The sequence below is a fragment of the Nonomuraea antri genome (assembly GCF_013283785.1).
GTDB classification, from domain to species: Bacteria; Actinomycetota; Actinomycetes; order Streptosporangiales; family Streptosporangiaceae; genus Nonomuraea; species Nonomuraea antri.
On record NZ_JABCPZ010000185.1, the window covers coordinates 1 to 22,864 of the forward strand.

Here is a 22,864-nt window from a genome sequence, read left to right on the forward strand (position 1 = left end):
GGCCGGGGAGGGGGCCGACGGCGCCGGGCCGCTCGCCGCGCTCTCCGGCGGCAGCGCCTCCAGCCAGGCCTTGGCCGAGTGGGCGCGGATGCCCAGCTCGCTCAGCAGTTCCACGACGTCGGCGTCCGCCGGATGCGCGGCCAGCAGTTGCCGCGTACGTGCCTGCAGGCCGTGGATGTCGCCGACGACCAGCCAGCCGTCCTGCAGCCGCCGGTCCGGCATGAGCGTGACCAGGACCCGCCACAGCGGGGTGCGCAGCGACGGCACCATCACCGGGTGCGCCGGGTCGGCGCCGATGAGCTGCTCTTCGGTCGCGGCCGCGCCCAGCCACTCGGTCAGGCGGAACATGTGGCCGGTGACCGGCGCCGACTCCGACGAACGCAGCCAGTGCAGCACGCGCTCCTCGGCGGTGCGCTGGGCCTGGGAGAGCACGTCGCGGTCGACCAGCATCTTGTGGGCGAGTGTGCGCAGGCTGACCGGGTCCTCGGCGAACAGCCGGTGCACGGCCACGGCCAGCTCCAGCTTGTCCAGCCCGCGGAACAGGCCGTCCACGACGCGGACCATCGCGTGGTCGGTCTCGGACGGTGCGGAACCCGCGGCCTGGGCGGCGGCGGAGGGACGCGCTTGGTTCTGGCCGGCGCCGGGGGCGTTCGCGGCGGTGGGACGCTGCGGCAGGCCGCCGCCCGGCTGGGCGGGGAAGGCGCCGCTGTGCTGGGTGAAGGAGCCGTTGCCCTCGCCGGGCGCGGCCACCGGGCGCTGCGGCAGACCACCGCCGGGCTGAGCCTGGAAAGCCCCGCTCTGCGGTGACTGCCCGCCCGGTTGCGCCTGGAAAGACCCGCTCTGCGGCGACTGGGCGGCCGGTTGCGCCGGGAAGGAGCCGTTCGGCGACTGGCCCGCGCGCGGCTGCCCGGCCTGAGGCTGGCCCGGGTGCCCTGCGGCAGGGTGCGGCTGGGCAGGGCCGGGCTGGGCCGTGAAGGATCCGCTCTGGGCGGCGAACGGCTCGCTCTGCGGCTGGGCCGGGAAGGCGCCGGTCTGGCGCTGCGGCCCGCTCTCGCCCTGCGGGGTGTAGCCCTGGACAGCGCCTCCCTCGCGCTGCCCGGGGACCGTACCGCGCTGGAGCGGGCGGGTGGCCTCGGGATGGGCCGTCTCACGTTGGGGCGGGATCCGGCCGAGAATCTCCCTGAAGACCGAGCCGATCACCACCTCGGCCGTGGCCGACGGCGTGGCCAGGTCGCTCGGCGCCAGCCGGCGCAGCCGTTGCCAGCCGCCGAGGCCGTTGATCGCCGTCCTGGTGGCCTCCGGCCAGCCGGGCAGCGCCGGATCGATGTGGTGCACCGACAGCGCGGGAAGCAGGTCGCCGAGTGGCAGATGGTCCCAGCGGGCCGAGGCCAGCCGGGCCAGCCTGTCGCAGATCCAGTCGAGTCCCGCCGTGCCGAGCGCCCGTGGCAGCGCGAGCGAGGACCACCAACCGGCCGGCAGCCGCGGGTCGCCCAACGCCTCCGCCACCTGCTGCGGGCGGCTCCAGCGCAGAGCGGGGACCAGGTCGCTCAGGCAGATCGATGACTCGACTTCCATCGGCGGACCTTATCCTCCCCAGTGAGCCGCGTGGTGCTACTCAAGACTATTGTGGCTAATGGTGCAGCCTACGCGGCAAGCTATCAATCAGTGCGAATAGGGTAAAGACGGTTCAGCTCCAAACCGTACCGTGGACGGCCGCCCACCTGGGCCACACATTCGGCACCGGCACGGCAACCGGCCTCCAGAGCAGCGGCTTCGCCGGTTCCCTGCAGATCGGCTGTGAGGAACCCGGCCGCGAACGCGTCGCCCGCGCCCGTCGAGTCCACGACCTCCGCCGGCACGACGCCGGTCCTGGCCACGATCCGGCCGTCCCTGGCCGCCAGCGCGCCGTCGCCGCCGAGCTTCACGACCGCCCTGCCGTACCTCTCGCTGAGCTGGACGGCGGCCTCGTCCGCGGTGGCCGCGCCGGTGAGCAGCAGCGCCTCGTCCAGGTTGGGGATGATCAGACCGGCGGGCGCCGACTCCGCCAGGAAGCGCGCCAGGCCGAACTCGGTCAGCGGGCCCGTCGAGGCCGGGTCGATGCTGATCGGGATGCCCGCCGCCACCGCCTCCGACATGGCCAGCCTGGCCAGGCGCAGCCCGGGCTCGGCGAACAGCGTGTAGGCCGACAGGTGGAGCCTGGCGACCCCGTCGAGCAGGCCGGAGTCCCAGTCGGACTCCGAGATCAGGCCGCCGGCGCCGCGGTTGGTGAGCATCGAGCGTTCGCCGCTCTTGTCGACCATCGAGATGACGACCGCGGTCGGACGTTCCGGATCGACCGTGACGTGCGGGTGCACGCCCGTCTTGACCAGCTCGGCGGTGTGCCACTCGCTGCTGTCGTAGCCCAGCCTGGCCAGCAGCCGGACGTCGGCGCCCAGGTGGGCGGCCCAGGCGGCGGTGTTCGCGCCCGAGCCGCCGGGGCGCAGCACGATGTCGGCGGCCGTGTCGGTGCCCGACAGGACCGGCGAGCCGTGCAGTGCCACCACGTCGGTGACGACGTCCCCGATGACCAGCAGGCCCTTGCCGCTCACCGGCGCGCCGAGGCCCTGGTCGGTCACCGGCTCGACCAGGCCACGGCGATCCTGGCGGCCAGCGCCGTGTTGCCGCGCACCGCCGCCAGGTTCGCCTCCAGCGAGGCGCCGCTGGTGCCGCGCACCAGGTAGCCCAGCAGGAACGGGGTGATGGCCTGGCCCTTGACGCCCTCGGCGTCGGCGGCGGCCAGCGCCTCGCGCAGCACGCGGTCGTGCAGGTCGGGGTCGAGCTGCTGGTCGACGGGGACCGGGTTGGCGACGATCAGCGCGGTCTCCTGGCCGCCGAACGCGTCCTGGCCGCGCATGATCGCCGCGGCCTCCTCGGGCGACTCCAGCCGCCAGTCGACGGGCAGGCCGGAGGTGTGCAGGTAGAAGCCGGGGAACTCGTCGGTACGGTAACCGGCCACGGTCACGCCGCGGGTCTCCAGGCGCTGCAGGGTGGCGGGGACGTCCAGGATGGACTTCACGCCGGCGCACACCACCGTGATGCGGGTGCGGGCGAGGGTGTCGAGGTCGGCGGACTCGTCCTGGTCGTCGGCCCAGCCGCGGTGCACGCCGCCGAGACCGCCGGTGGCGAAGATCCGGATGCCGGCGCGGGCGGCCAGGAACGACGTGGCCGACACCGTGGTCGCGCCGCTCGCCTTCAGCGCCGCCGCGGCGGGCAGGTCACGCTGGCCCAGCTTGCGCAGCCCGGACTCGGTGGCGATGCGCTCCAGCTCCACCTCGTTCAGCCCGATGCGCGCCACGCCGTCGAGCACGGCGATCGTGGCCGGCACCGCGCCCGCGTCCCTGACGATCCCTTCGAGCTCCCGCGCGACCTCCAGGTTGCGCGGCTGCGGCAGCCCGTGGGAGATGATCGTGGACTCCAGGGCCACGACCGGCGCACCGGTGGCCAGGGCCTCGGCGACCTCGTCGGACGGCTGCAGAAGGGAATCGGTGGTGCTGCGCATGGTGAGGTTCGTGCTCCTTGAAGTGATCTGGGCCGTGCTCAGGTAGAACGGTGGCCTTCTCGGAATTTGTTCCGAACGGAGCAGGTTACGGGCCTGCTGCCGGCACGTCTACCCGCCATCAGACCAGGACGATCACCCCGATGAGCGAAACCCCGGCGATGAGCGCGGTGGCGACGGCGCCGAGCACCATCACGCGTCCGCCGGACCTGGCCAGCCTGCGTACGTCGATGCCGGTGCCCAGGCCGAACAGGGCGGCGGCCATCAGCACGTTGGTGACCTGCGGCACGGCCGCGGTGACCGGCGCCGGGACCCAGCCGGTGCTCCGGAGCGCGACCATGGCCAGGAAACCGGCGACGAACAGCGGCAGGATCGGCGGCCGCCGCGCGGTTCCGGCCTCTTGACGAGCAGCCGGGTCGTCCCCGCCCTCCCGAAGCGCGTCGTCGAGGACCGCGACGCCGCCCGGCCCCTGGGCGGCGTGCGCGAGAACCCGCACCCGGGCGGGCGGGGCCGAGGCGCGCCGGCCCCGGACGGCGGTCAGCGCGACGAGCGGGGCGAGCAGGACGACCCTGGCCAGCTTGACCGTCACCGCCGACACCAGCACCCCCGACGCCGCCCCGATCGCCGCCACCTGCGCGACCTCGTGCACCGCGGCCCCGGTCCACACCCCGAGCTGCGCCGCCGACAGTCCCAGCCAGGACGCCAGCAGCGGCACCACCACGATGGACGCGCTCCCGTACAGGACCACCGCGCTGAGCGCGCCGGCCGCGTCGTCGTCCGTGCTGTCGGGCGAGCTGTCGTGCATGGCGGCGATCGCGGCCGCGCCGCAGATGGACACCCCGGTCGCGACCAGCAGCGACGAGCCCCGAGAAAGCCCCAGCCCGCGCCCGAGCACCGGGGTCACCGCGAACGTGAGCCCGGTCGCGGCCGTCACGATGACCAGCGTCTGCCAGCCCAGCGCCAGCACCTGCGGCACCGCGATCTGCAGCCCGAGCAGGACGATCGCCACCCGCAGCACCCGCCTGGACACGAACGCCAGCCCGGGCCTGAGCCGGTCGAGCCGGGCGCCGGCCAGGTTCGCCAGGGCCGCCCCGGCGATCACCGCGATCACGGCCGGGCTGAGCGCGGGCACGAACCGGTTCACCGCCAGGGCGAACCCGACGGCGACGGCGGAGGCGGCGAGACCGGGCAGACGATCCGAGTAGGGCATGGTCTCAGTGTTCTGAGCGTGGTGACCGGCCAGTAGCCATCGCTTGCCTGGGAGGTCATAGCCTGTGGCTATGAGTGCACTGCCGGACCTCGACTCGCTGAAGCTCCTGGTGGACGTGGGCGAGCTGGGCAGCCTCGGCCAGGCCGCCAAGGCCGCCGGCATCGCCCAGCCGTCGGCCAGCAAGCGCATCGCGCTGCTGGAGCGCCGGCTCGGCCTGCCGCTCATCGAGCGCACGCCGCGCGGCTCCACGCTCACCGCCGAGGGCAAGATGGTGGCCGGTTGGGCGGCCCAGGTGCTGGCCGCCGCGCAGGAGCTCATGCGCGCCGTCCAGGCCGTGCGCCACGGCGAGGCCGCCCACCTGCGGGTGGCCGCCAGCATGACGGTGGCCGAGTACCTGGTGCCGCGCTGGCTCGGCGAGCTGCAGAACCGCGAGCCGGACGTCCAGGTGGGGCTGGACGTGATCAACTCCTCCGACGTCGCCGCCCGGGTGCTGGCCGAGGAGGTGGAACTGGGGTTCGTGGAGGGCCCGAGCGTGCCCGAGGGCCTGGACAGCCGCGTCGTGGGCACCGACAGGCTCGTCGTGGTGGTCGCGCCCGGCCATCCCTGGACGCGCCGCCGCACCGCGCTGCGCGGGCCGGAGCTGGCGGCGACGCCGCTGGTCGTCCGCGAGCCGGGTTCGGGGACGCGGGAGACGCTGGACGTGGCGTTCAAGAGCCTGCACCGGGCAAGCCCGCGCCTGGAGCTGGGCTCGAACTCGGCGGTCAAGGGCGCCGCGCTGGCCGGGGCCGCGCCCGCGGTGCTCAGCGGCTACGCGGTGGAGGCGGACGTGGCGACAGGGCGGCTGGTGGAGGTGCCGCTGGCGGGGATCAACCTGGTCAGGAACCTGCGCGCGGTCTGGCGCCGCGGCCGCGCGCTCACGCCCCCGGCCGCGACCCTCCTCGCCATAGCCAGCCGCCCCTGACCTCACCTCCGTCCCAGGAAGGGCAGGGGGTGGTGGGGTGGGCGGTTTGGGTCGTATGGTGCGTGGATGGGTTCGTATGACGTGGTTGTCGCCGGGGGCGGGCACAACGGGCTGGTCGCCGCGGCCTACCTGGCCCGGGCCGGCCGGAGCGTGCTCGTGCTGGAGCGCTTCGACCACGTCGGCGGCCTGGCCATCTCCGCGCAGGCGTTCCCCGGCGTGGACGTCCGCCTGTCCCGCTACTCCTACCTGGTCAGCCTGCTTCCCACGAAGATCGTCAACGACCTCGGCCTGAACCTGGAGCTGCGCCGCCGCCGCTACGCCTCCTACACCCCCAAGGGCGCCACCGGCCTGCTCGTCGACAACGAGGACGCCGAGGCGACCGCCGCCTCGTTCCGCGCCGTCACCGGCGGCGACGGCGACCACAAGGCCTGGCGGGACTTCTACGACATGACCGCCCGCGCGGCCCGCGCGCTGGCGCCGACGCTGCTCGAACCGCTGCCCACCGCCGCCCAGGTCGAGCGCCTGGTGGGCGCCGAGGCGTGGCGCGACCTGTTCCGGCGGCCGATCGGCGAGGTGGTGGACGAGCGCTTCGCCGACGACACCGTACGCGGCGTCGTGCTGACCGACGCGTTGATCGGCACCTTCGCCGACCCCGCCACCGACCTGCTGGCCAACCGCTGCTTCCTCTACCACGTGATCGGCGACGGAACCGGCGAGTGGAACGTGCCGGTGGGCGGCATGGGCGCGGTGTCGGGAGCGCTGGAGAGCGCGGCCAGGCGGGCCGGGGCGGAGATCAGGACCGGGGCCGAGATCGTCGGGATCTCGCCGTCCGGGGAGGTGACGTTCCGCACCGGCGATCGGGAGCACACCGTGCACGGCCGGCACGTGCTGGTCAACCTGCCTCCCGCGGTGCTCGACCGGGTGCTCGGCCGGCCCGCGACCGTGCCCGAGGGCGCGCAGCTCAAGGTCAACATGGTGCTGAGCAGGCTGCCCAGGCTGAAGGACCCGGCGGTCGACCCGCGGGCGGCCTTCAGCGGGACGTTCCACATCAACGAGGGACGCGACCAGCTCGCCCGCGCCCACGCCCAGGCCGCGCGCGGCGAGATCCCCGGCCTGCCGCCGGCCGAGGTGTACTGCCACTCGCTGACCGACCCGTCGATCCTCGGCCCGGGCCTGCGGGGCAGGGCGGAGACGCTGACGCTGTTCGGCCTGCACATGCCCGCCCGCCTGTTCACGCAGGACCCGGACCAGGCCCGCGCGGACGCCCTCCGCGCCACCTTCGCCTCGATCAACACCGTCCTGGCCGAGCCCATCGAGGACTGCCTGCTGACCGCACCCGACGGCACCCCGTGCGTCGAGGCCAAGACCCCGGTCGACCTGGAACGTGAGGCCGGGCTGCCCGGCGGCCACATCTTCCACGCCGACCTGACCTGGCCGTACGCGGAAGGCGACGAGACCGGGTGGGGCGTGGCCACCGAGCACGAGCGGATCCTGCGCTGCGGCTCCGGGGCGCGCAGGGGCGGCGCGGTGAGCGGCATCCCCGGTCACAACGCCGCGATGGCCGTGCTCGGCGGGAGCTGAGCCCGCGCCCGTTCATCGGGTTCTCATGATGTGCCCTTAGCGTTGTCCCATGAACGAGCCCGCACGGTTGCTGGTGGTGGACGACGAGCCCGCCTTGCGCGAGGCGCTGCAGTCGAGCCTGGAGTTCGAGGGCTACAAGGTCGTCACCGCCGACGACGGTCAGGCGGCGCTCGACGCCCTGGGCCGCGAGCCGTTCGACGCGGTGCTGCTCGACGTCATGATGCCCAGGCTCGACGGACTGACCGCCTGCCGCCGGCTGCGCGCCGCGGGCAACCACGTGCCGGTGCTCATGCTGACCGCCCGCGACGCCGTCGGCGACCGCGTGTCCGGCCTGGACGCCGGCGCCGACGACTACCTGGTCAAGCCGTTCGAGCTGGACGAGCTGCTGGCCAGGGTGCGCGCCCTGCTGCGCCGCGGCGCGCTGAGCGGCGGCGGCCAGGAGGGCGGCGAGATCCTCGCCTACGGCGACCTGCGCATGGACCAGACCACCAGGGACGTCACGCGCGGCCCCCGCCGCCTCGACCTGACCAGGACCGAGTACCTGCTGATGGAGCTGTTCCTGTCGCATCCGCGCCAGGTGCTGACCCGCGAGCAGATCCTGAACGAGGTGTGGGGCTTCGACTTCGAGCCGACCTCCAACTCCCTCGACGTCTACGTCATGTACCTGCGGCGCAAGACCGAGGCCGGGGGAGAGGCCCGCGTGATCCACACGGTGCGCGGCGTGGGATACGTCCTGCGGGCCGCGACGTGATCCCTGGCCGCCTGCGCTCGTTCATCCGGGGAAGCCTGCGCACCCGGCTGACGCTGCTCGTCAGCGTCGCGGTGGCGCTCGCCGCGGCGCTGTCGGCCGGGGCGTCCTGGCTGTTCGTGGAGTTCCAGCTGGAACGTCAGCTCGACGCGACGATCCGCGAGTCGGAGAGCCAGGGCGACCGGGCCTACCTGAAGGAGTACTGCCGCCCCGAGGGCACCGACGAGTACTTCGAGTACGCCACGCTGCTGTTCCCCGACAACACCACCTGCTCGATCGGCTCGCCCATCGTCCCGATCGAGCAGGACAAGGCGGCCATCGACCAGGCGGGGCAGATCATGTTCCGCGACGGCGTGACCAGGACGGGCAAGGCCGTCCGCATCGTGACGCAGAGCTTCGAGCCCGGCGTGGCGGTGCTGGAGGGCCGGCCGCTGCACCACCAGAACCGCACCCTGCGCTATCTGGCCCTGGCGCTGGGCGGCATCGCGGCGGTGGGCGTGCTCATCGCGGGCTGGGCGGGCCTGCTGATCTCGCGGGCCGCGCTGCGCCCGGTCGGACGGCTCACCAAGGCCGTCGAGCACATCGCGCAGACCGAGGACCTCGACACCCGCATCCCGGTCAAGGGGAAAGACGAGATCGCCAGGCTGAGCTCGTCCTTCAACGCCATGACCGCCGCGCTGGCCGGTTCGCGCGACCGCCAGCGCCAGCTCGTCGCCGACGCCGGGCACGAGCTGCGCACCCCGCTCACCACCCTGCGCACCAACATCGACCTGCTGCTGCGCAGCGAGCAGACCGGCAGGCGGCTCGACCCGAGCGCCAAGGAACGGCTGCTGGTCAACATCAAGGCGCAGTTCGCCGAGCTGTCCACGCTGGTCGCCGACCTGCTCCAGCTCGCCAGGGGCGACACCGACCAGGAGCCGCAGGTCGAGCTGGGCCTGCACGAGGTGGTCACCGCCGCGGTCGAGCGGGCCAGGCTGCGCGGCGCCGAAGTGATCATGGAGTTGTCCCCCTGGTACGTGGTGGGCAGCGCCGCCTCGCTCGAACGCGCCGTGCTCAACCTCATCGACAACGCCGCCAAGTTCAGCCCGGGCGAGCCGGTGGAGGTGTCGTTGCGCGAGGGCGTGCTGACCGTCCGGGACCACGGCCGCGGGCTGGACGAGGAGGAGCTGCCGCACGCGTTCGAGCGGTTCTGGCGCTCGCCGTCCGCGCGCAGCCTGCCCGGCTCCGGGCTGGGGCTGGCGATCGTGGCCCAGGCCGTGGCCGAGGCCGGCGGCGAGGTACGCCTGGCCAACGCCCCCGGCGGCGGCGCGATGGCGACCATCGAGGTGCCCGGCAGGCCGGTACGCCACAGCGATCAGGACGAGTGACGCCCGGGCCTTCGGGAACCGGGCAGGCGCGGGGAATCGGAAGGCCGATAAGCTTGCCCGGTGCGGAGTACGACCCGGGCCGAACAGGCTGATCAGCGCAGAGCCGAGCTACTCGAAGCCACGCGCAAGGTCGTGCTCGAACGCGGGCTGGCCCACACCCGTATCGCCGACATCGCCAAGTCGATCAACGTCAGCGGCGGCCTGATCCACTACCACTTCGCCACGAAGGACGAGCTGATCACCGCGATGCTGCGGGCCACGCTCGACATCGAGAGCGCCAGGCTGCAGGAGCTGGCCGAAGGCCCGGGCACGGCCACCGAGCGTCTCGACCGGGTGCTGCGTTACTACATCCCGGAGTCGCGCTCCGACCAGAGCTGGCTGCTGTGGATCGACGCCTGGAACACCGCGCTGCGCGAGCCGGCCGTCAACGAGATCATGCTAGAGCTGGAGACGGCCTGGCTCGACGCGCTGGCCCAGGTGTTGTCGGCGGGCACCCAGGCGGGCGAGTTCACCTGCGACGACCCGGCGGGCGCGGCCGAGCGCATCGACGCCATGCTCGACGGCCTGATCATCCGCTACACGCTGCACCCGACCGTGCTCAACCGTTCCAGGCTGCTGACCCACGCGCGCACCGCGGCGGCCAGGGAGGCCGGCATCCCGGTCGAGGCGTTCGCCGGGGTGTGAGGCGTCAGGCGGGCAGGGCGGCGAGGAGGAAGGCCAGCCGCGCGGCGGCCGACTCGACGTCTTCCGTGGTGCCCAGGCGGTAGCCCCAGGAGGTGATGTACGCGCCGTCGTCCGAGCACGTCACCGTCTCGACGAGCGTCGCGGAGAAGCGGTTGCGGACCGACACGTAGGCCGGGTCGCTGGCCAGCGCCAGGCTCTGCACCGACAGGTCGGCGTGGCGGCGCGCGTGCCAAGCGAATCGCTCGAGGCAGAGCGCGGTATCGAGCATCATGCGTCACCTCCGCAACGTCTCGCGACAGAATTGCACGATCTTGCGGTGAGGAGCAAGCAATTGCTGGGATTAATGTGGAGTTTGTTTCCGTATATCGTGAAGAACGCTGATGATGACGTCTCTTCCTGACTCGTCGAACTCCGCGACCTTCGCGTAGTCGTCGAAGGCGCGGACGTAGAACGCGATGTCGTCCGGGTCGCGCAGCACCAGGTCCTTGGTCATCGTGGCCACTCCGACCAGGGCCTCGTTGTAGATCCAGAACCCGTTGATGGGGGCCGAGGGCAGCTCGGCGCCGAACGGGATCACGCCGAAGTCGACGTTCGGCAGCGTGCTCACCGCGAGCAGGCGGTCGAGCTGGCCGCGCATCACGTCGGCCGGCGCGAGCCGGGTGCGCAGCGCCGACTCCGAGACCACGAACCTGAACGTCCTGGTGCGGTCGTAGAGGATCTCCTGGCGCTGCATGCGCACCCGCACCGCCGCGTCGATCTGGTCGGCGGCGCTGTAGAGCCGCTTGACCTTGCGGAACACGTGCCTGGCGTACTCGGAGGTCTGCAGCAGCCCGACCACGATGCCCGGCTCGAACACCCGGAACAGCTTGGTGCGCGCCTCCAGGTCGCGGATGTCCTCCTGGAGCGCGGCCAGGCCGCTGCGATGGCGCTGCTTCCAGTCGTCGTGGCGTTCCAGCAGCGCGATGGCCTGCCTGATCAGGTCGTCGGTGATCTCTGAAGGCGCCCGCACGGCCTGCGCCCAGACGACCACGTCGTCCTCGGTGGCCGTCTGCCTGGCGTTCTCCAGGCGTGACACCTTGGACGCCTGCCACCGCAGCCGTTCGGCGAGCTCCTTGCCCGACAAGTGGGCGGCCTCACGGAGCTGGCGCAATTGAGCGCCGAGGTCGATGCGCGCCTGCTGAAAGGACGTCACGCCGCTAGAGGCTAGACCCGCTGCCACCGATCATGCCAGGGCCAGTCGCGTAATCGTGATCAACTGGTAGCTGATGGTGTCCCGTCACTGGTCGGGAAAGCGGTCACTGAGTCGTCGGGCAGGACCCGGCGGGCGATCTCGGTGATCAGCTCGCGGGGCACCTCGACCGCGGTCTCGCCGTCGAGCACGTCGCGCAGGTCGGCCAGCGCCTCCGCGTCGGTCACCCGCAACCCCTGCACGACGATCGTGCCGCGGTCGGTCTCGTACAGGGTGGGACAGGCGCCGGCCTCCGAGGTGGAGCCGAGGAACCGCATACGCATGACGATCCTTCCCCGAACAATTGGTGCAATTGCGCGCAATTGTACGGGCCGAAACGACTTTTATGCTCGTTTCCCGGAAAATCAGATCAGATTTCGTCCAGGAGACCCTCTATGATCTGCCCGGCCCGCTCGAACAGCCCGAGCGTGGTGGCGTGCAGCAGGTCGCCGATGTCCTTGGGGGCCTTCCCGGCGAAGGCGCGGGCATGGCTGCCTTCGAGCACGATGCCGAGCTTGAAGCAGGCCATCACCGCGTACCAGTTCATGGCCGACATGTCGCGCTCCGACAGCGCCGCGTAGTACGCGATGAGCTCGCGCGGCTCCGGCAGCCCGGGCACGTGCAGCGCGTTCGACGGCCAGGTGGCCACCAGCCAGCCCAGGTCGAGCAGCGGGTCGCCGATCGTGCACATCTCCCAGTCGACGATCGCGGCCACCCGAGGGCCGTCGTGGGCGAACATCAGGTTCGCGAAGTGGAAGTCGCCGTGCATGACGCCCGGCGTGAACGACGCCGGCACGTTCGCGGTGAGCCAGTCGGCGGTCTCCCGCAGGCCGGGGATATCGGGGCCGGGGTAGCCGTCGAGGTCGGCGTAGGAGTCGAGCTCCTTCAGCCAGCGCGGCACCTGGCGCTCCAGGAACCCCTCGGGCCGGCCGAAACCCGGCAGCACGCCGGGGTCGACCCGGCCCAGCTCGGCCAGCGCGGCCGCGGCCTCCAGGCCCATCCGGTGCCTGATCGCCGGGTCGGAGGCGTGCGGCTCGGGCAGCCCGGTCGACGGATTGAACCCGTCGACCGGCTCCATCAGGTAGAACACCGGCTCCTGATCGGTCTGCGCGGCCACCAGCCGGGGCGCGGGCACGGACGTGTCGCGCAGCGCCGCCAGCACCCGCGACTCGCGCCGCAGCACCTCGTTGCTCTTGCTGCGCGCGTGCATCGGCGGCCGGCGCAGGATGTACGGCACCCCGCCGCGCTCGAAGCGCACCATGACGTTCTGGGTGCCGCCGACGACCGGCGTCGTGCCCTCGATCGGGCCGCCTGGCAGCCCCTGGGCATCCATCCACGCGCCGAGCATGTCGAGGTCGATGGCGCTGACGTCGATGTGGGTGGAGGACATGGCCGCCCTTCGACAGAACGATATTCTGGTGCCGACCCTACGAGAGCGCCGCTCGCCCGGTCAACCCAGGGCCTGCATGAACGGCAGGAACTGCCGCGCGCGGTCACCGGGCAGCGCGCCGCCGCGCACCATCAGCGAGACCGGCCACGGGCCGCCGATGCCGTGCGCCGCCGCCCACTCGACCAGGCCGCGCTTCGACAGGTCGGGGTCGAGCCTGACCGTGCCCCCCACGTGCAGCGCCAGGTCGCCGATCAGCGCCCTGGCCGTCTCCTCGTCCTGCGCCACGACCGGGCCGATCACCACGTTCGTGTCGTTGCGCCAGCAGTGGCCGTAGCCGCCCTCGGCCAGCAGCACCAGCTCGCCGAAGCCGAACATCCGGCGCAGCAGCGCGGAGCGGTCGGTGCCGAACACCTCCGCGTCGAGCGCCAGGATCGCGCCGAGATCGGACTCGCTGGCGGGACGGGTCAGGCCGGACGGCTCGCCCTCGAACACGCCGGTGACGATCGCCGCCCTGCCGACCGTCTCGAAGCCGAGCCGCTCGTACAGGGGACGGCCGTTCTCGGTGGCGTGCAGGGAGACGATGCGATCTCCGGCCTGGTCGAGCGCGTGCTCCATGAGCTTGCGCGCCAGCCCCTGCCTGGCGTACCTGGTGGCGGTGAGCACCATGCTGACCACCGCGTGGTCGTCGCCGTAGCGGGCCAGGACGTTCGTCGCGGCCAGGCCGTCGCCGTCGGGCGCGTCGATGCCGTAGCCCTCGCCGATCTCCAGCAGCAGCCGCCACTTGTGCCGCTCGGTGCCCCAGCCGCGGTCGGTGGCCAGGCGGCCGCAGTCGTCGAGGTCATCGAGGGTCAAGCGCCGAATCGTCATGCCGCACATCCTCACGCACGGCCGTCCATCTGCTCAAACCGATTGTCAGGACCGCGGCGGCGACCGCCGGAATCCACCACCAGTCGACCGCCTTGGCGGGCACGACGGGTATGAAGAGCTGGAACACCAGGGCCGCCAGCAGGACGAGCAGCGTCAGCGGGACCGCCATGACCAGTCGCGTCGCCCGGTCACCCGTCCAGACCCGGTGGATCAGCCGGTAGATCAGCGACACCAGCGACGCCACCGCGAGGAACGCGGTGGCCCACATCAGGTTGAACGCGGCATCCAGGGACACGGCGAGCGGATGATCGGTTCCGCGGAGCGCCGTCGCCGCCAGCGCCGATCCCGCGGCGATCGTGGCCAGGACCGGCCACACCACGAACCGGGGCCGCGCCCGGCCGTCGGGGTACAGCGCGGGAACGAGCAGCGTCACCAGCAGCACCTGGGGCACCCACAGCCAGTGCGTCAGCCAGGTGTCCAGGCCGCCGCTGAAGCCGAACTCGGGGATGCGCGGGCCGACCCGCTCCCACAGCCACATCGCCGGCTCCACGGCGCCCAGCAGACCGGCGGCCGTGAACACCAGACCGATCCTGCGCGTCGCCGGACGCGTGGCCAGCCACCCGCCGCCGGCCAGCATGAACGACGTGGCGAGCGCCTGAGCGTCGACCCCGGACGAGCCGGGCTGGACGCGTAAGGAGGCCCAGACGACCGTCACCGTCAGCGCGCAGCCGACGATGACCCAGACAACGAAACGCATGCGGCAGGCCCCCTCGTGATCGGTCTCATCGAGTTTGACGGATGATGGGCGGATGAAGTTCGTGGCCGCGATCGACGTCGGCGGGACGACCATGAAAGGCGGGCTCGTCACCCGCGACGGCGAACTGCTCCACGCCGAGAGCAGGCCGACGCCGCGCGCCGAAGGCCCGGACCGGGTCGTCGCCGCCGTCTCGGCCTTCGCCGACGACCTCACCGACACCGCCGCCGGTCGCCCTGAAGCGCTCGGGCTGGCCGTGCCTGGGCTGGTGACGCCGACGCACGCGGTCTACTCCGCCGCGTTCGGCTGGCGCGACGTGCCCGCCGAGGCGTTCACGCGGGTGGACGTTCCGGTGGCACTCGGGCACGACGTGCGCTCCGCCGGGGAGGCCGAACTCGCCCACGGCGCGGCCGGGCGTTCCGGAGAGGTGTTGTTCCTGCCCATCGGGACGGGCATCGCCGGCGCGGTGGTCCTGTCAGGCGCCCTGTACGGCGGCTCCGCCGGCTGGGCCGGCCAGATCGGCCACATCCCGGTCCGCCCGGACGGCCTGCCCTGCCCGTGCGGCGGGCGCGGCTGCCTGAGCGCGTACGCGTCGGCGTCGGCCATCGCGGCCCGCTGCGGCGAGCGATCCGCCGCCGACGTGGTCACCCGCGTCGCCGCGGGAGACGCCGGGGCGGCGGCGGTGTGGGACGAGGCGGTCGACGCGCTCGCCCTGGCCCTGGCCACCTACACCCTGCTGCTCGACCCGGCCAAGGTGGTCATCGGCGGCGGGCTCTCGCTGGCCGGAGAGGCCCTGCTCGGCCCGCTGCGCCCGCGCCTGGCCGCCCGGCTGGCCTGGCGCCCGCCCCCCGCGCTGGCCGTCTCGGCGCTCGGCACCCGCGCCGGGCTGCTCGGCGCGGCCCTGCTGGCCTGGCGAGCCCTCGGCGCCTGAACTCAGAGCAGGGAGACGGGCACGTCGACGAGCCGCGCCCGCAGTTCCTCGCCCAGCGCCTTGGCCTGCGGATCCATCCGCGGGCTCGCCGCCACGCCGCGCCCGAGCAGCCCGTGGACGACGAAGTTCAGCGCCGAGAGGTTGGGCAGCTCGTACCGGTCCACGCGATGGGCGGCCAGCTCGGGCAGCAGCTCCTTGAGCCGCTCGACGCTCAACTGCCCGGACAGCCACGCGTACCGGTCGGAGCCCGACACCCAGACGCCTAGGTTCGCGTTGCCGCCCTTGTCGCCCGAGCGCGCCCCCACGATCCGGCCCAGCGGCACCCGGGAGACCGGTTCGCCGTCGAACGACCGCGCGGGTGCCCGCGGCGGGGGCGGGATCTCGGGTGGCTCCGGCGCGGCGGCCGGCGGGTCCCCGGCGGGCAGCACCCGGCCGTCCACGACGACCCGCGGCGACACGGACCCGGCCGGCACCAGCACCGGCCAGTACACCCCGTAGGGCGAGGCGTCGCCGGGCGGCGTCAGCCCGTGGAACCCCGGATAACTCGCCAGCCCGGTCTCCACCACCGCCGCGGAGAAGGCCCGCCCGGCCGTGCGCCGATCGGGGTCCATGACGGTGATCCTGAGCAGGCCGCCGTCGTTCAGCGTGACGTCCACCCGCTCGAACGACTCGCGCGGGATCCGCGCCCAGATCGCCTCCTCGGCCACCCGGGCCTTGGCCTGCACGTCGAGCCCGGTCAGCACCAGCGTCATCGTGTTGCGGTAGCCGGCCAGGTGGTTGACCGCGACCTTGAGCGTGCCCGGCGGCGGCTCGCCGCGCACCCCGGACACCAGCACCCGGTCCCGGCCGTCGTCCGACAGGGTGATCGTGTCGAAGCGGGCCACCACGTCGGGGCCGAGGTAGCGGGGACCGCCCAGTTCGTAGACGAGCTGGGCGGTGACCGTGCCGACCGAGACCAGGCCGCCCGTGCCCGGATGCTTGGTGATCACCGCGGAGCCGTCGGCCCGCAGCTCGGCGATCGGGAAGCCGCAGTGCGCCAGGTCGGGCACGTCCTGGAAGAAGGCGTAGTTGCCGCCGGTGGCCTGGCAGCCGCACTCGATGACGTGCCCGGCCACCACCGAGCCGGCCAGCGCGTCGAGATCGTCAGGACCCCAGCCGTACCGCCAGATGCCGGGGCCGGTGACCAGGGCGGCGTCGGTGACGCGGCCGGTCACCACCACGTCGGCGCCGGCCGACAGCGCGGCGGCGATGGGCCGGCCGCCCAGGTAGGCGTTGGCGGTCAGCGGGACCGCGTCGAGCTTCTCGCCGGTGTCGGCGTTGACCAGGTCGAGATCGCGGCCGGTCAGGTCGTCGCCGGTGACGTGGGCGACGCTGGGCGACAGCCCCAGACGTCCGGCCAGCTCGTGCACCGCCTCCGCGCAGCCGGCCGGGTCGAGCCCGCCCGCGTTGGACACGATCTTGATGCCCCGCTCCAGGCAGGTGCCGAGCACGTCTTCAAGCTGGCGCAGGAACGTCGGCGCGTACCCCGGACGGCCCTTGAGCCGGTTCCCGGCCAGGATGAGCATGGTCAGCTCGGCCAGCCAGTCGCCGGTCAGCACGTCGATCGGCCCGCCCTCGACCATCTCCCTGGCCGCCGACAGCCGGTCGCCGTAGAAGCCGCTGCAGTTCGCGATACGCAACATCACCGGGGCTCCGATGCTCAGGGGACGGGCGGCACCCACGCGGGCGCGCGCTTCTCCATGAAGGCGGCGATGCCCTCCTGGCCTTCCGCCGAGGTGAAGCGCTGCGCCGACAGCGTGGTCATCTGCCGCAGCCCCTCCTCGAACGACACCTGCGGGAGCTCCCTGACCAGCCGCTTGGTGATGGCCAGCGCCTCGGGCCCGCCCTTGATCAGCATCTCGGCGTAGCGCGCGACCGTCGCGTCGAGCTCACCGGCGGGCACGGCCCTGGTCAGCAGCCCGATCTCGGCCGCCCTGGCGGCGTCGAAGACCTCGCCGGTCAGGAAGTACTCGGCGGCGGCCCGGGGATCGAGCCTGCGCAGCACCGGCACCGAGATCATGGCGGGCACCACGCCCAGGCGCACCTCGCTGAACGCGAACGACGCCGACTCCGGCGCGATGGCGAAGTCGCACGCGGCCACCAGCCCGAGGCCGCCCGCCCTGGCGGTGCCGTTGAGCCGGCAGACGACCGGCTTCGGGCTCTCCCAGATCAGCGACAGGATCTCCGGGAACGACGCGGTCACCGGCGCGTCGGCGGCGCCCGTCGCGGGCGTGGCGCGCTGCTCCTTCAGATCGGCGCCCGAGCAGAACACCGGGCCCGTGCCGGTCAGCACGATCACCCGCGCCTCAGGCTCCGACAACGCCCAGCCGAGCCGCTCCTCCAGGTCGCCGAGCAGCCGGACGGACAGCGCGTTGCGGTTCGGCGGCGAGTCGAGCGTGATGGTGGCCACGCCTCCGGACAGCTCCTTGTGCACCAGCCGCGTCATGAGTCCCCGTCCCCTTCTTCGATGATCGCCAGTACGGCCCCCGCCTCGACCTGCTGCCCCTTCTCGACATGCACGGCGGCGACCACCCCGTCGGCCGGGGCGGCGACCTGATGCTCCATCTTCATGGCCTCCAGCACCACGACCGGCTGCCCCTTGGCCACCCGGTCACCGGCCTCGACCTCGACGCGCAGCACGCTACCCGGCATCGGGGCGGGCAGAGAGCCGGGGGCCACCCGTTCGACCGGCTCGGGCAGCCGCGCCACCGGCGTCAGCGTCACACCGCCGGCCGGGGAGTCGACGTGGACCGTGCCGTCGCCGTAGTCGGCCACCTCGTAGGCGTGCCTGACGCCGTCCTGCTCCAGCACGACCAGGCCGGGCGAGACGCTGACCGCGGTCACCCCGTCGGGCAGCGGGTCGTAGACCACCTCGGCCTCCTCGAACCTGGCCACTCTGGGCTGGGAGCGCACGTTGCGCCACCCGCCGGGCAGGCTGCCGAGCACCCGCGCCCGCCCGCGGTTCGCGGCGGCCCCGGCGAGCGCGGCGGCCAGCCCGGCGGCGCCGATCGGCGCCGCCCGCGCGGGCAGGGGAGCGGACAGGAACCCGGTGTGCGTGCGCCCGGCCTGGAAGTCCGGGTGCAGCAGCACGTCGACGAGTAGGTCGCGGTTGGTGGTCAGGCCGTGCAGCCGGGCCCGGCGCAGCGCCGAGACCAGCTTCCTGACCGCCTCGGGACGAGACGCGCCATACCCGACGACCTTCGCCAGCATCGCGTCGTAATGGGACGAGACGGCCGAACCCGACTCCACGCCGGAGTCCACCCGGACCTCGCCCGGCACCTCGAAGCGCCGCAGCACCCCGGTCTGCGGCACGTACGCGGCGTCCTCGGCGTACAGCCGGGCCTCCACCGCGTGCCCGGACGGCTCCGGCGGCGCCGCCGGCAGCGCCCCGCCCTCGGCCACCTCCAGCTGCAGCCTGACCAGGTCGACCCCGTACACCAGCTCCGTGACGGGATGTTCGACCTGCAGCCGGGTGTTCATCTCCAGGAACGCCACCCGGTCGCCCTTGACCAGGAACTCCACCGTGCCGGCGCCGACGTAGCCGATCGTCTCGGCGGCGCGCACGGCCGCCTCCTGCAGCCGCGCGCGCAGCCCGGCGGTGACGCCGGGGGACGGGCACTCCTCGATGACCTTCTGGTGGCGGCGCTGGATGCTGCACTCGCGCTCGCCCAGCGCCCAGACCGTGCCGTGCCCGTCGGCCAGGACCTGCACCTCCACGTGCCTGGCGCCCTCCAGCAGCGGCTCGACGAAGACCGTGCCGTCGCCGAAGGCGGAGGCGGCCTCGCGCCGCGCGGAGTCGAGCTCGCGGACCAGGTCCGCCGGGTCGCGCACCACCCGCATCCCGCGCCCGCCGCCTCCGGCCGACGCCTTGACCAGCACCGGGTAGTCGCCTGGCGCGACCGCGCCGGGGTCGGTGAACGAGGGCAGGACGGGCACGCCGGCCTCCGCCATCAGCCGCTTGGCCGCGATCTTCGAGCCCATCGCCGCGATGGCCTCAGGTGGCGGGCCGACCCAGGTCAGCCCGGCGTCCAGCACCGCGCGCGCGAAGCGGTCGTTCTCCGACAGGAAGCCGTAGCCGGGGTGCACCGCGTCGGCCCCGGCCGCCCGGCACGCGCCCAAAATCCCCTCGATCGACAGGTACGTCTCCGCCGGCCGCGCCCCCGGCAGACGCACCGCAACGTCGGCCTCCCGGGTGTGCGGCGCGTCGGCGTCGGGGTCGGAGAACACGGCCACGGTGGAGACGCCCAGCTCCCGGCAGGTACGGAAGATCCGCCGGGCGATCTCACCCCGGTTGGCGACCAGCAGGCGTGTGATCATGGCCGGAACACCCCGAATCCGGACGCCGGCGGCACCGGCGCGCTGTTGATCGCCGACAGGCACATGCCCAGCACGGTACGCGTGTCACGCGGATCGATCACCCCGTCGTCGTACAGCCGGCCCGACAGGAAGAACGGCAGCGACTCGGCCTCGATCTGGGCCTCCACCATCGCGCGCATCGCCGCGTCGCCCTCCTCGTCGTAGACCTGGCCGCGCGCCTGCGCCGCCGCCCGCCCGACGATCGAGAGCACCCCGGCGAGCTGCGCCGGGCCCATCACCGCCGACTTCGCGCTCGGCCAGCTGAACAGGAAGCGCGGCTCGTACGCCCGGCCGCACATGCCGTAGTTCCCGGCCCCGTACGAGGCGCCCATCACCACGGTCAGGTGCGGCACGGTCGAGTTCGACACGGCGTTGATCATCATCGCGCCGTGCTTGATGATGCCGCCCTGCTCGTAGTCCTTGCCCACCATGTAGCCGGTGGTGTTCTGCAGGAACAGCAGCGGGGTGCGCGACTGGTTGGCGAGCTGGATGAACTGGGTGGCCTTCTGCGACTCCGCGCTGAACAGCACGCCCTGAGCGTTGGCCAGCACCCCGACCGGGTAGCCGTGGATCCGCGCCCACCCGGTGACCAGCGAGGCGCCGTACAGGGGTTTGAACTCCTCGAACGCGCTGCCGTCGACCACCCGGGCGATCACCTCGCGCGGGTCGAACGGCACCTTGAGATCTTCGGGGACGATGCCGAGCAGTTCCTCGGCCGGGTACCTCGGCTCCTCGACCGGGTGCGGCTCGACGCCCTGCTTGCGCCAGTTCAGCGACCGGACGATCCGCCGTCCGAGCCGCAGCGCGTCGTACTCGTCGTGGGCCAGGTGGTCGGCCAGGCCGCTGACCCGGGCGTGCATCTCGGCCCCGCCCAGCGACTCGTCGTCCGATTCCTCCCCGGTGGCCATCTTGACCAGCGGCGGACCGCCCAGGAACACCTTGGCCCGCTCCCTGACCATCACCACGTAGTCGCTCATGCCCGGCACGTACGCGCCGCCGGCCGTGGAGTTGCCGAACACGAGCGCGATCGTCGGGATCCCGGCCGCCGACAGTCTCGTCAGGTCGCGGAAGATCCGCCCGCCCGGGATGAAGATCTCCTTCTGCGTCGGCAGGTCCGCGCCGCCGCTCTCCACCAGGTTCACGTACGGCAGCCGGTTCCGGTAGGCGATGTCGGCCGCGCGCAGCGACTTGCGCAGCGTCCACGGGTTGGACGCGCCGCCCCTGACCGTGGGATCGTTCGCGCTGATCAGGCACTCGACGCCCTCGATCACCCCGATCCCGGTCACCACGCTGGCCCCCACCGGGAAGTCGCTGCCCCACGCGGCCAGCGGCGACAGCTCCAGGAACGGCGAATCGGGGTCGACGAGCAGCTCGACGCGTTCGCGGGCGAGCAGCTTGCCGCGCGCCCGATGCCGCTCGACGTACTTCTGGCCGCCGCCCGCGACCGCCTTGGCGTGCTCGGCGTCGAGCTCGGCCAGCTTGGCCAGCATCGCCTCGCGCCGTCTCAGGAATTCCGCGTCGCCCGGGTCGAGCCTGCTCTTGATCACGTGCCCTCCGTACTTGACGCGGACGTCAATCCGATGGCCCGCGCCCACAATCGCGTCAGATGGTCCACGGCCGTCCGCTCGTCGGCCTTCTCGCCCAGGTCCAGCCAGACGTGCGCGAAATGCTCCACCATCCCGCCCAGCATGATCGCCGTCAGGCGCGGATCGAGCGACGGGTCGGCCAGCCCCTGCTCCTGCAGCCGCCGCAGCCCCTCGGCGCCGCGCCGGACGAACACCTCGCGCAGTTCGAGCAGCAGCCCGCCGAACCTGTCGTCGGCGGTGGCGGCCTGCTCCAGCATCCGCACCAGGCGGGAGTTGGCCGCCCAGGCGCGCAGGTAGAGCCGGTTCGCGGCCTCGATCCTGGCGTACGGGTCGTCCGGCGCCGCCGGGCCCACCGCGCTGGCGGCGAACATCTCGCCCACCACCGCGCCCGCGACCTCGCCGAACAGCGACTCCTTGGAGTCGAAGTAGGTGTAGAACGTGCCGTGCGACACCCCGGCGCGCCGGCACACGTCGTCGATGCGGACCGCGTCGTAGCCGTGCTCCTCGAAGGCCTGCCTGCCCGCCTCCAGCAGCGCGCCCCTGGTCCGCCGCCCGCGAGCGCTGAGCACGCCGTTCCTGACGATCACGTCAACAATCTAACCCGCGACGACGTACGGCGGAAGAGCCCGGGACCGGGGCGCGCGAGACTCCCCGGACATGACCATCGCCGCCCCCCGCGGCCGTGGCAGGCAAGAACGGCCAAGTGAGCGGCGATGGCGTCGCGGCGGGCGTCAGGTCAGCCGCAGCGGGTCCAGCCGGACTTCCAGCTCAGCGAGCCCCACGAGCCGCCCCAGATCACGCACTTCTTGGCGGCGGACAGCCGGACCGGGCCGGCGTAGGCGGTGAACTTGCCCGGGTTCGAGCCGCTGGAGCCGCCCTTGACCTGCAGGATGGCGTTCATCTGCACCTTGCCCGGATAGACCAGGCGCGACATCGTCACCACGCAGTTCTTGCCCGCGGCGGCGTTGTACAGCAGGTAGATCGTGGCCTTGCCGCCCAGCGAACGCGACTCCAGCACCTTGTAACCGGAACCGCACACCTTGACCGCGCTGTACGGGTTCGGCTTCAGCGGCGCGGTCGTCGGCTTGGTCGTGGGCTTCGTGGTGGGCTTCGTGGTGGGCTTCGTGGTGGGCTTGGTCGTCGGGTTGTCGTTCTGGCCGTTCTGCATGTCGGAGCCCTGGGTGGGCTGCGCGGTCGAGCCCTGGTCGCCGGTCACCAGTCCGGTGGACGTCTTGGACTTGGTCGGCTTGGCCGTGGGCTTCTCCGTCACCGGCTTGCTCGTCGGCTGCGGCTGCGTGGACGGCACGACCGGGGCCTGCGTCGGCACCTGCGCGATCGGGTCCTTGGTCTTCTTCTTGGTCTTGGTGGGGTCGGGGTCCACCAGGTCGGGCTGGGCGGCCGTGGGCTGGCCGGTGGGCAGGTCGGTCGCCGGGTCGGGCACGGTGACCGGGGGCTCGCCCTGCCCGGCGGCCGAGCCGTCGGTGGGCGTGCCCGCGGCGGCGTTCTGCACCGGGACCACGGCGGCCTTGTCGCTGTTGGCCTGGACCAGCACGGCCCCGGCCACCACGAGCAGCGCCGCGGCGGCGGCGCCCGAGAGCGCCAGGGTCAGCGTCCGACGCTGCCTGGC

20 protein-coding genes and 2 pseudogenes are annotated in these 22,864 nt (G+C 72.9%); 6 read left to right on the forward strand and 16 right to left on the reverse strand.

The window, feature by feature from the left end; translation table 11 throughout:
* From HII36_RS40460 to HII36_RS40475, 4 genes and pseudogenes are all read right to left on the reverse strand, one after another.
* Positions 1–1,575 (reverse strand): annotated as a pseudogene (locus HII36_RS40460) (hypothetical protein); the annotation flags it as partial.
* Positions 1,576–1,658: 83 nt separating this feature from the next.
* Entirely contained in the window at positions 1,659–2,615 is a 957-nt protein-coding gene (locus HII36_RS40465; protein ID WP_328808115.1) for a carbohydrate kinase family protein, read from the reverse strand.
* Positions 2,612–3,538: a pseudouridine-5'-phosphate glycosidase gene (locus HII36_RS40470; protein WP_173528636.1), complete on the reverse strand. Its 927-nt coding sequence runs from the start codon at positions 3,536–3,538 to the stop codon at positions 2,612–2,614. Before HII36_RS40470 ends, HII36_RS40465 begins: the two co-directional genes overlap by 4 nt.
* Positions 3,539–3,656: 118 nt before the next feature.
* Positions 3,657–4,745, reverse strand: a complete 1,089-nt coding sequence (locus HII36_RS40475; protein ID WP_173528637.1) for a YeiH family protein — start codon at positions 4,743–4,745, stop codon at positions 3,657–3,659.
* 70 nt (positions 4,746–4,815) lie between these two features.
* Here HII36_RS40475 and HII36_RS40480 point away from each other — a divergent pair, with 70 nt between their 5' ends.
* From HII36_RS40480 to HII36_RS40500, 5 genes are all read left to right on the forward strand, one after another.
* A complete protein-coding gene (locus HII36_RS40480) occupies positions 4,816–5,706 on the forward strand; it encodes a LysR substrate-binding domain-containing protein (protein ID WP_173528638.1) in 891 nt (296 codons plus the stop codon).
* Between the two features lie 66 nt (positions 5,707–5,772).
* Complete coding sequence (locus HII36_RS40485; protein WP_173528639.1) at positions 5,773–7,287, forward strand: phytoene desaturase family protein; 1,515 nt, start codon at positions 5,773–5,775, stop codon at positions 7,285–7,287.
* Between the two features lie 49 nt (positions 7,288–7,336).
* A complete protein-coding gene (locus HII36_RS40490) occupies positions 7,337–8,038 on the forward strand; it encodes a response regulator transcription factor (RefSeq protein ID WP_173528640.1) in 702 nt (233 codons plus the stop codon).
* A complete protein-coding gene (locus HII36_RS40495) occupies positions 8,035–9,402 on the forward strand; it encodes a HAMP domain-containing sensor histidine kinase (protein WP_328808116.1) in 1,368 nt (455 codons plus the stop codon). The genes HII36_RS40490 and HII36_RS40495 overlap by 4 nt, the downstream gene beginning before the upstream one ends.
* A 60-nt stretch (positions 9,403–9,462) precedes the next feature.
* On the forward strand, positions 9,463–10,086 hold the full coding sequence (locus HII36_RS40500; RefSeq protein ID WP_173528641.1) for a TetR/AcrR family transcriptional regulator: 624 nt from the start codon (positions 9,463–9,465) through the stop codon (positions 10,084–10,086).
* A gap of 4 nt (positions 10,087–10,090) precedes the next feature.
* Here the strand turns inward: HII36_RS40500 and HII36_RS40505 are convergent, their stop codons facing one another.
* The 6 genes from HII36_RS40505 to HII36_RS40530 all read right to left on the reverse strand — a co-directional run bounded on the left by HII36_RS40505 (position 10,091) and on the right by HII36_RS40530 (position 14,328).
* Complete coding sequence (locus HII36_RS40505) at positions 10,091–10,357, reverse strand: hypothetical protein (protein ID WP_173528642.1); 267 nt, start codon at positions 10,355–10,357, stop codon at positions 10,091–10,093.
* A gap of 69 nt (positions 10,358–10,426) precedes the next feature.
* Entirely contained in the window at positions 10,427–11,278 is an 852-nt protein-coding gene (locus HII36_RS40510) for a helix-turn-helix domain-containing protein (protein WP_173528643.1), read from the reverse strand.
* 59 nt (positions 11,279–11,337) lie between these two features.
* Positions 11,338–11,598 carry a hypothetical protein gene (locus tag HII36_RS40515; RefSeq protein WP_173528644.1) on the reverse strand — a complete coding sequence of 87 codons (261 nt, stop codon included), beginning with the start codon at positions 11,596–11,598 and terminating at the stop codon, positions 11,338–11,340.
* Between the two features lie 86 nt (positions 11,599–11,684).
* Positions 11,685–12,704, reverse strand: coding sequence for a phosphotransferase family protein (locus tag HII36_RS40520; RefSeq protein ID WP_173528645.1), 1,020 nt, complete (start codon positions 12,702–12,704; stop codon positions 11,685–11,687).
* A gap of 60 nt (positions 12,705–12,764) precedes the next feature.
* The gene (locus HII36_RS40525) at positions 12,765–13,556 is read right to left on the reverse strand and encodes a GNAT family N-acetyltransferase (RefSeq protein ID WP_173528646.1); all 792 of its coding nucleotides are present in this window, start codon (positions 13,554–13,556) and stop codon (positions 12,765–12,767) included.
* Positions 13,543–14,328: a hypothetical protein gene (locus HII36_RS40530; protein ID WP_173528647.1), complete on the reverse strand. Its 786-nt coding sequence runs from the start codon at positions 14,326–14,328 to the stop codon at positions 13,543–13,545. Before HII36_RS40530 ends, HII36_RS40525 begins: the two co-directional genes overlap by 14 nt.
* A gap of 52 nt (positions 14,329–14,380) precedes the next feature.
* Here HII36_RS40530 and HII36_RS40535 point away from each other — a divergent pair, with 52 nt between their 5' ends.
* A complete protein-coding gene (locus HII36_RS40535) occupies positions 14,381–15,256 on the forward strand; it encodes an ROK family protein (protein WP_173528648.1) in 876 nt (291 codons plus the stop codon).
* Between the two features lie 2 nt (positions 15,257–15,258).
* On the opposite strand, the gene HII36_RS40540 is transcribed toward HII36_RS40535, so the two are convergent.
* From HII36_RS40540 to HII36_RS40565, 6 genes and pseudogenes are all read right to left on the reverse strand, one after another.
* Positions 15,259–16,938, reverse strand: a complete 1,680-nt coding sequence (locus HII36_RS40540) for an acyclic terpene utilization AtuA family protein (protein WP_173528649.1) — start codon at positions 16,936–16,938, stop codon at positions 15,259–15,261.
* 17 nt (positions 16,939–16,955) lie between these two features.
* Positions 16,956–17,741, reverse strand: a complete 786-nt coding sequence (locus tag HII36_RS40545; protein ID WP_173528650.1) for an enoyl-CoA hydratase-related protein — start codon at positions 17,739–17,741, stop codon at positions 16,956–16,958.
* The gene (locus HII36_RS40550; protein WP_173528651.1) at positions 17,738–19,612 is read right to left on the reverse strand and encodes an ATP-binding protein; all 1,875 of its coding nucleotides are present in this window, start codon (positions 19,610–19,612) and stop codon (positions 17,738–17,740) included. The genes HII36_RS40545 and HII36_RS40550 overlap by 4 nt, the downstream gene beginning before the upstream one ends.
* Complete coding sequence (locus HII36_RS40555) at positions 19,609–21,141, reverse strand: acyl-CoA carboxylase subunit beta (protein ID WP_236004396.1); 1,533 nt, start codon at positions 21,139–21,141, stop codon at positions 19,609–19,611. The genes HII36_RS40550 and HII36_RS40555 overlap by 4 nt, the downstream gene beginning before the upstream one ends.
* 53 nt (positions 21,142–21,194) lie before the next feature.
* Positions 21,195–21,824: a TetR/AcrR family transcriptional regulator gene (locus tag HII36_RS40560; protein WP_217370568.1), complete on the reverse strand. Its 630-nt coding sequence runs from the start codon at positions 21,822–21,824 to the stop codon at positions 21,195–21,197.
* A gap of 149 nt (positions 21,825–21,973) precedes the next feature.
* Positions 21,974–22,864: pseudogene (locus HII36_RS40565) on the reverse strand (hypothetical protein); the annotation flags it as partial.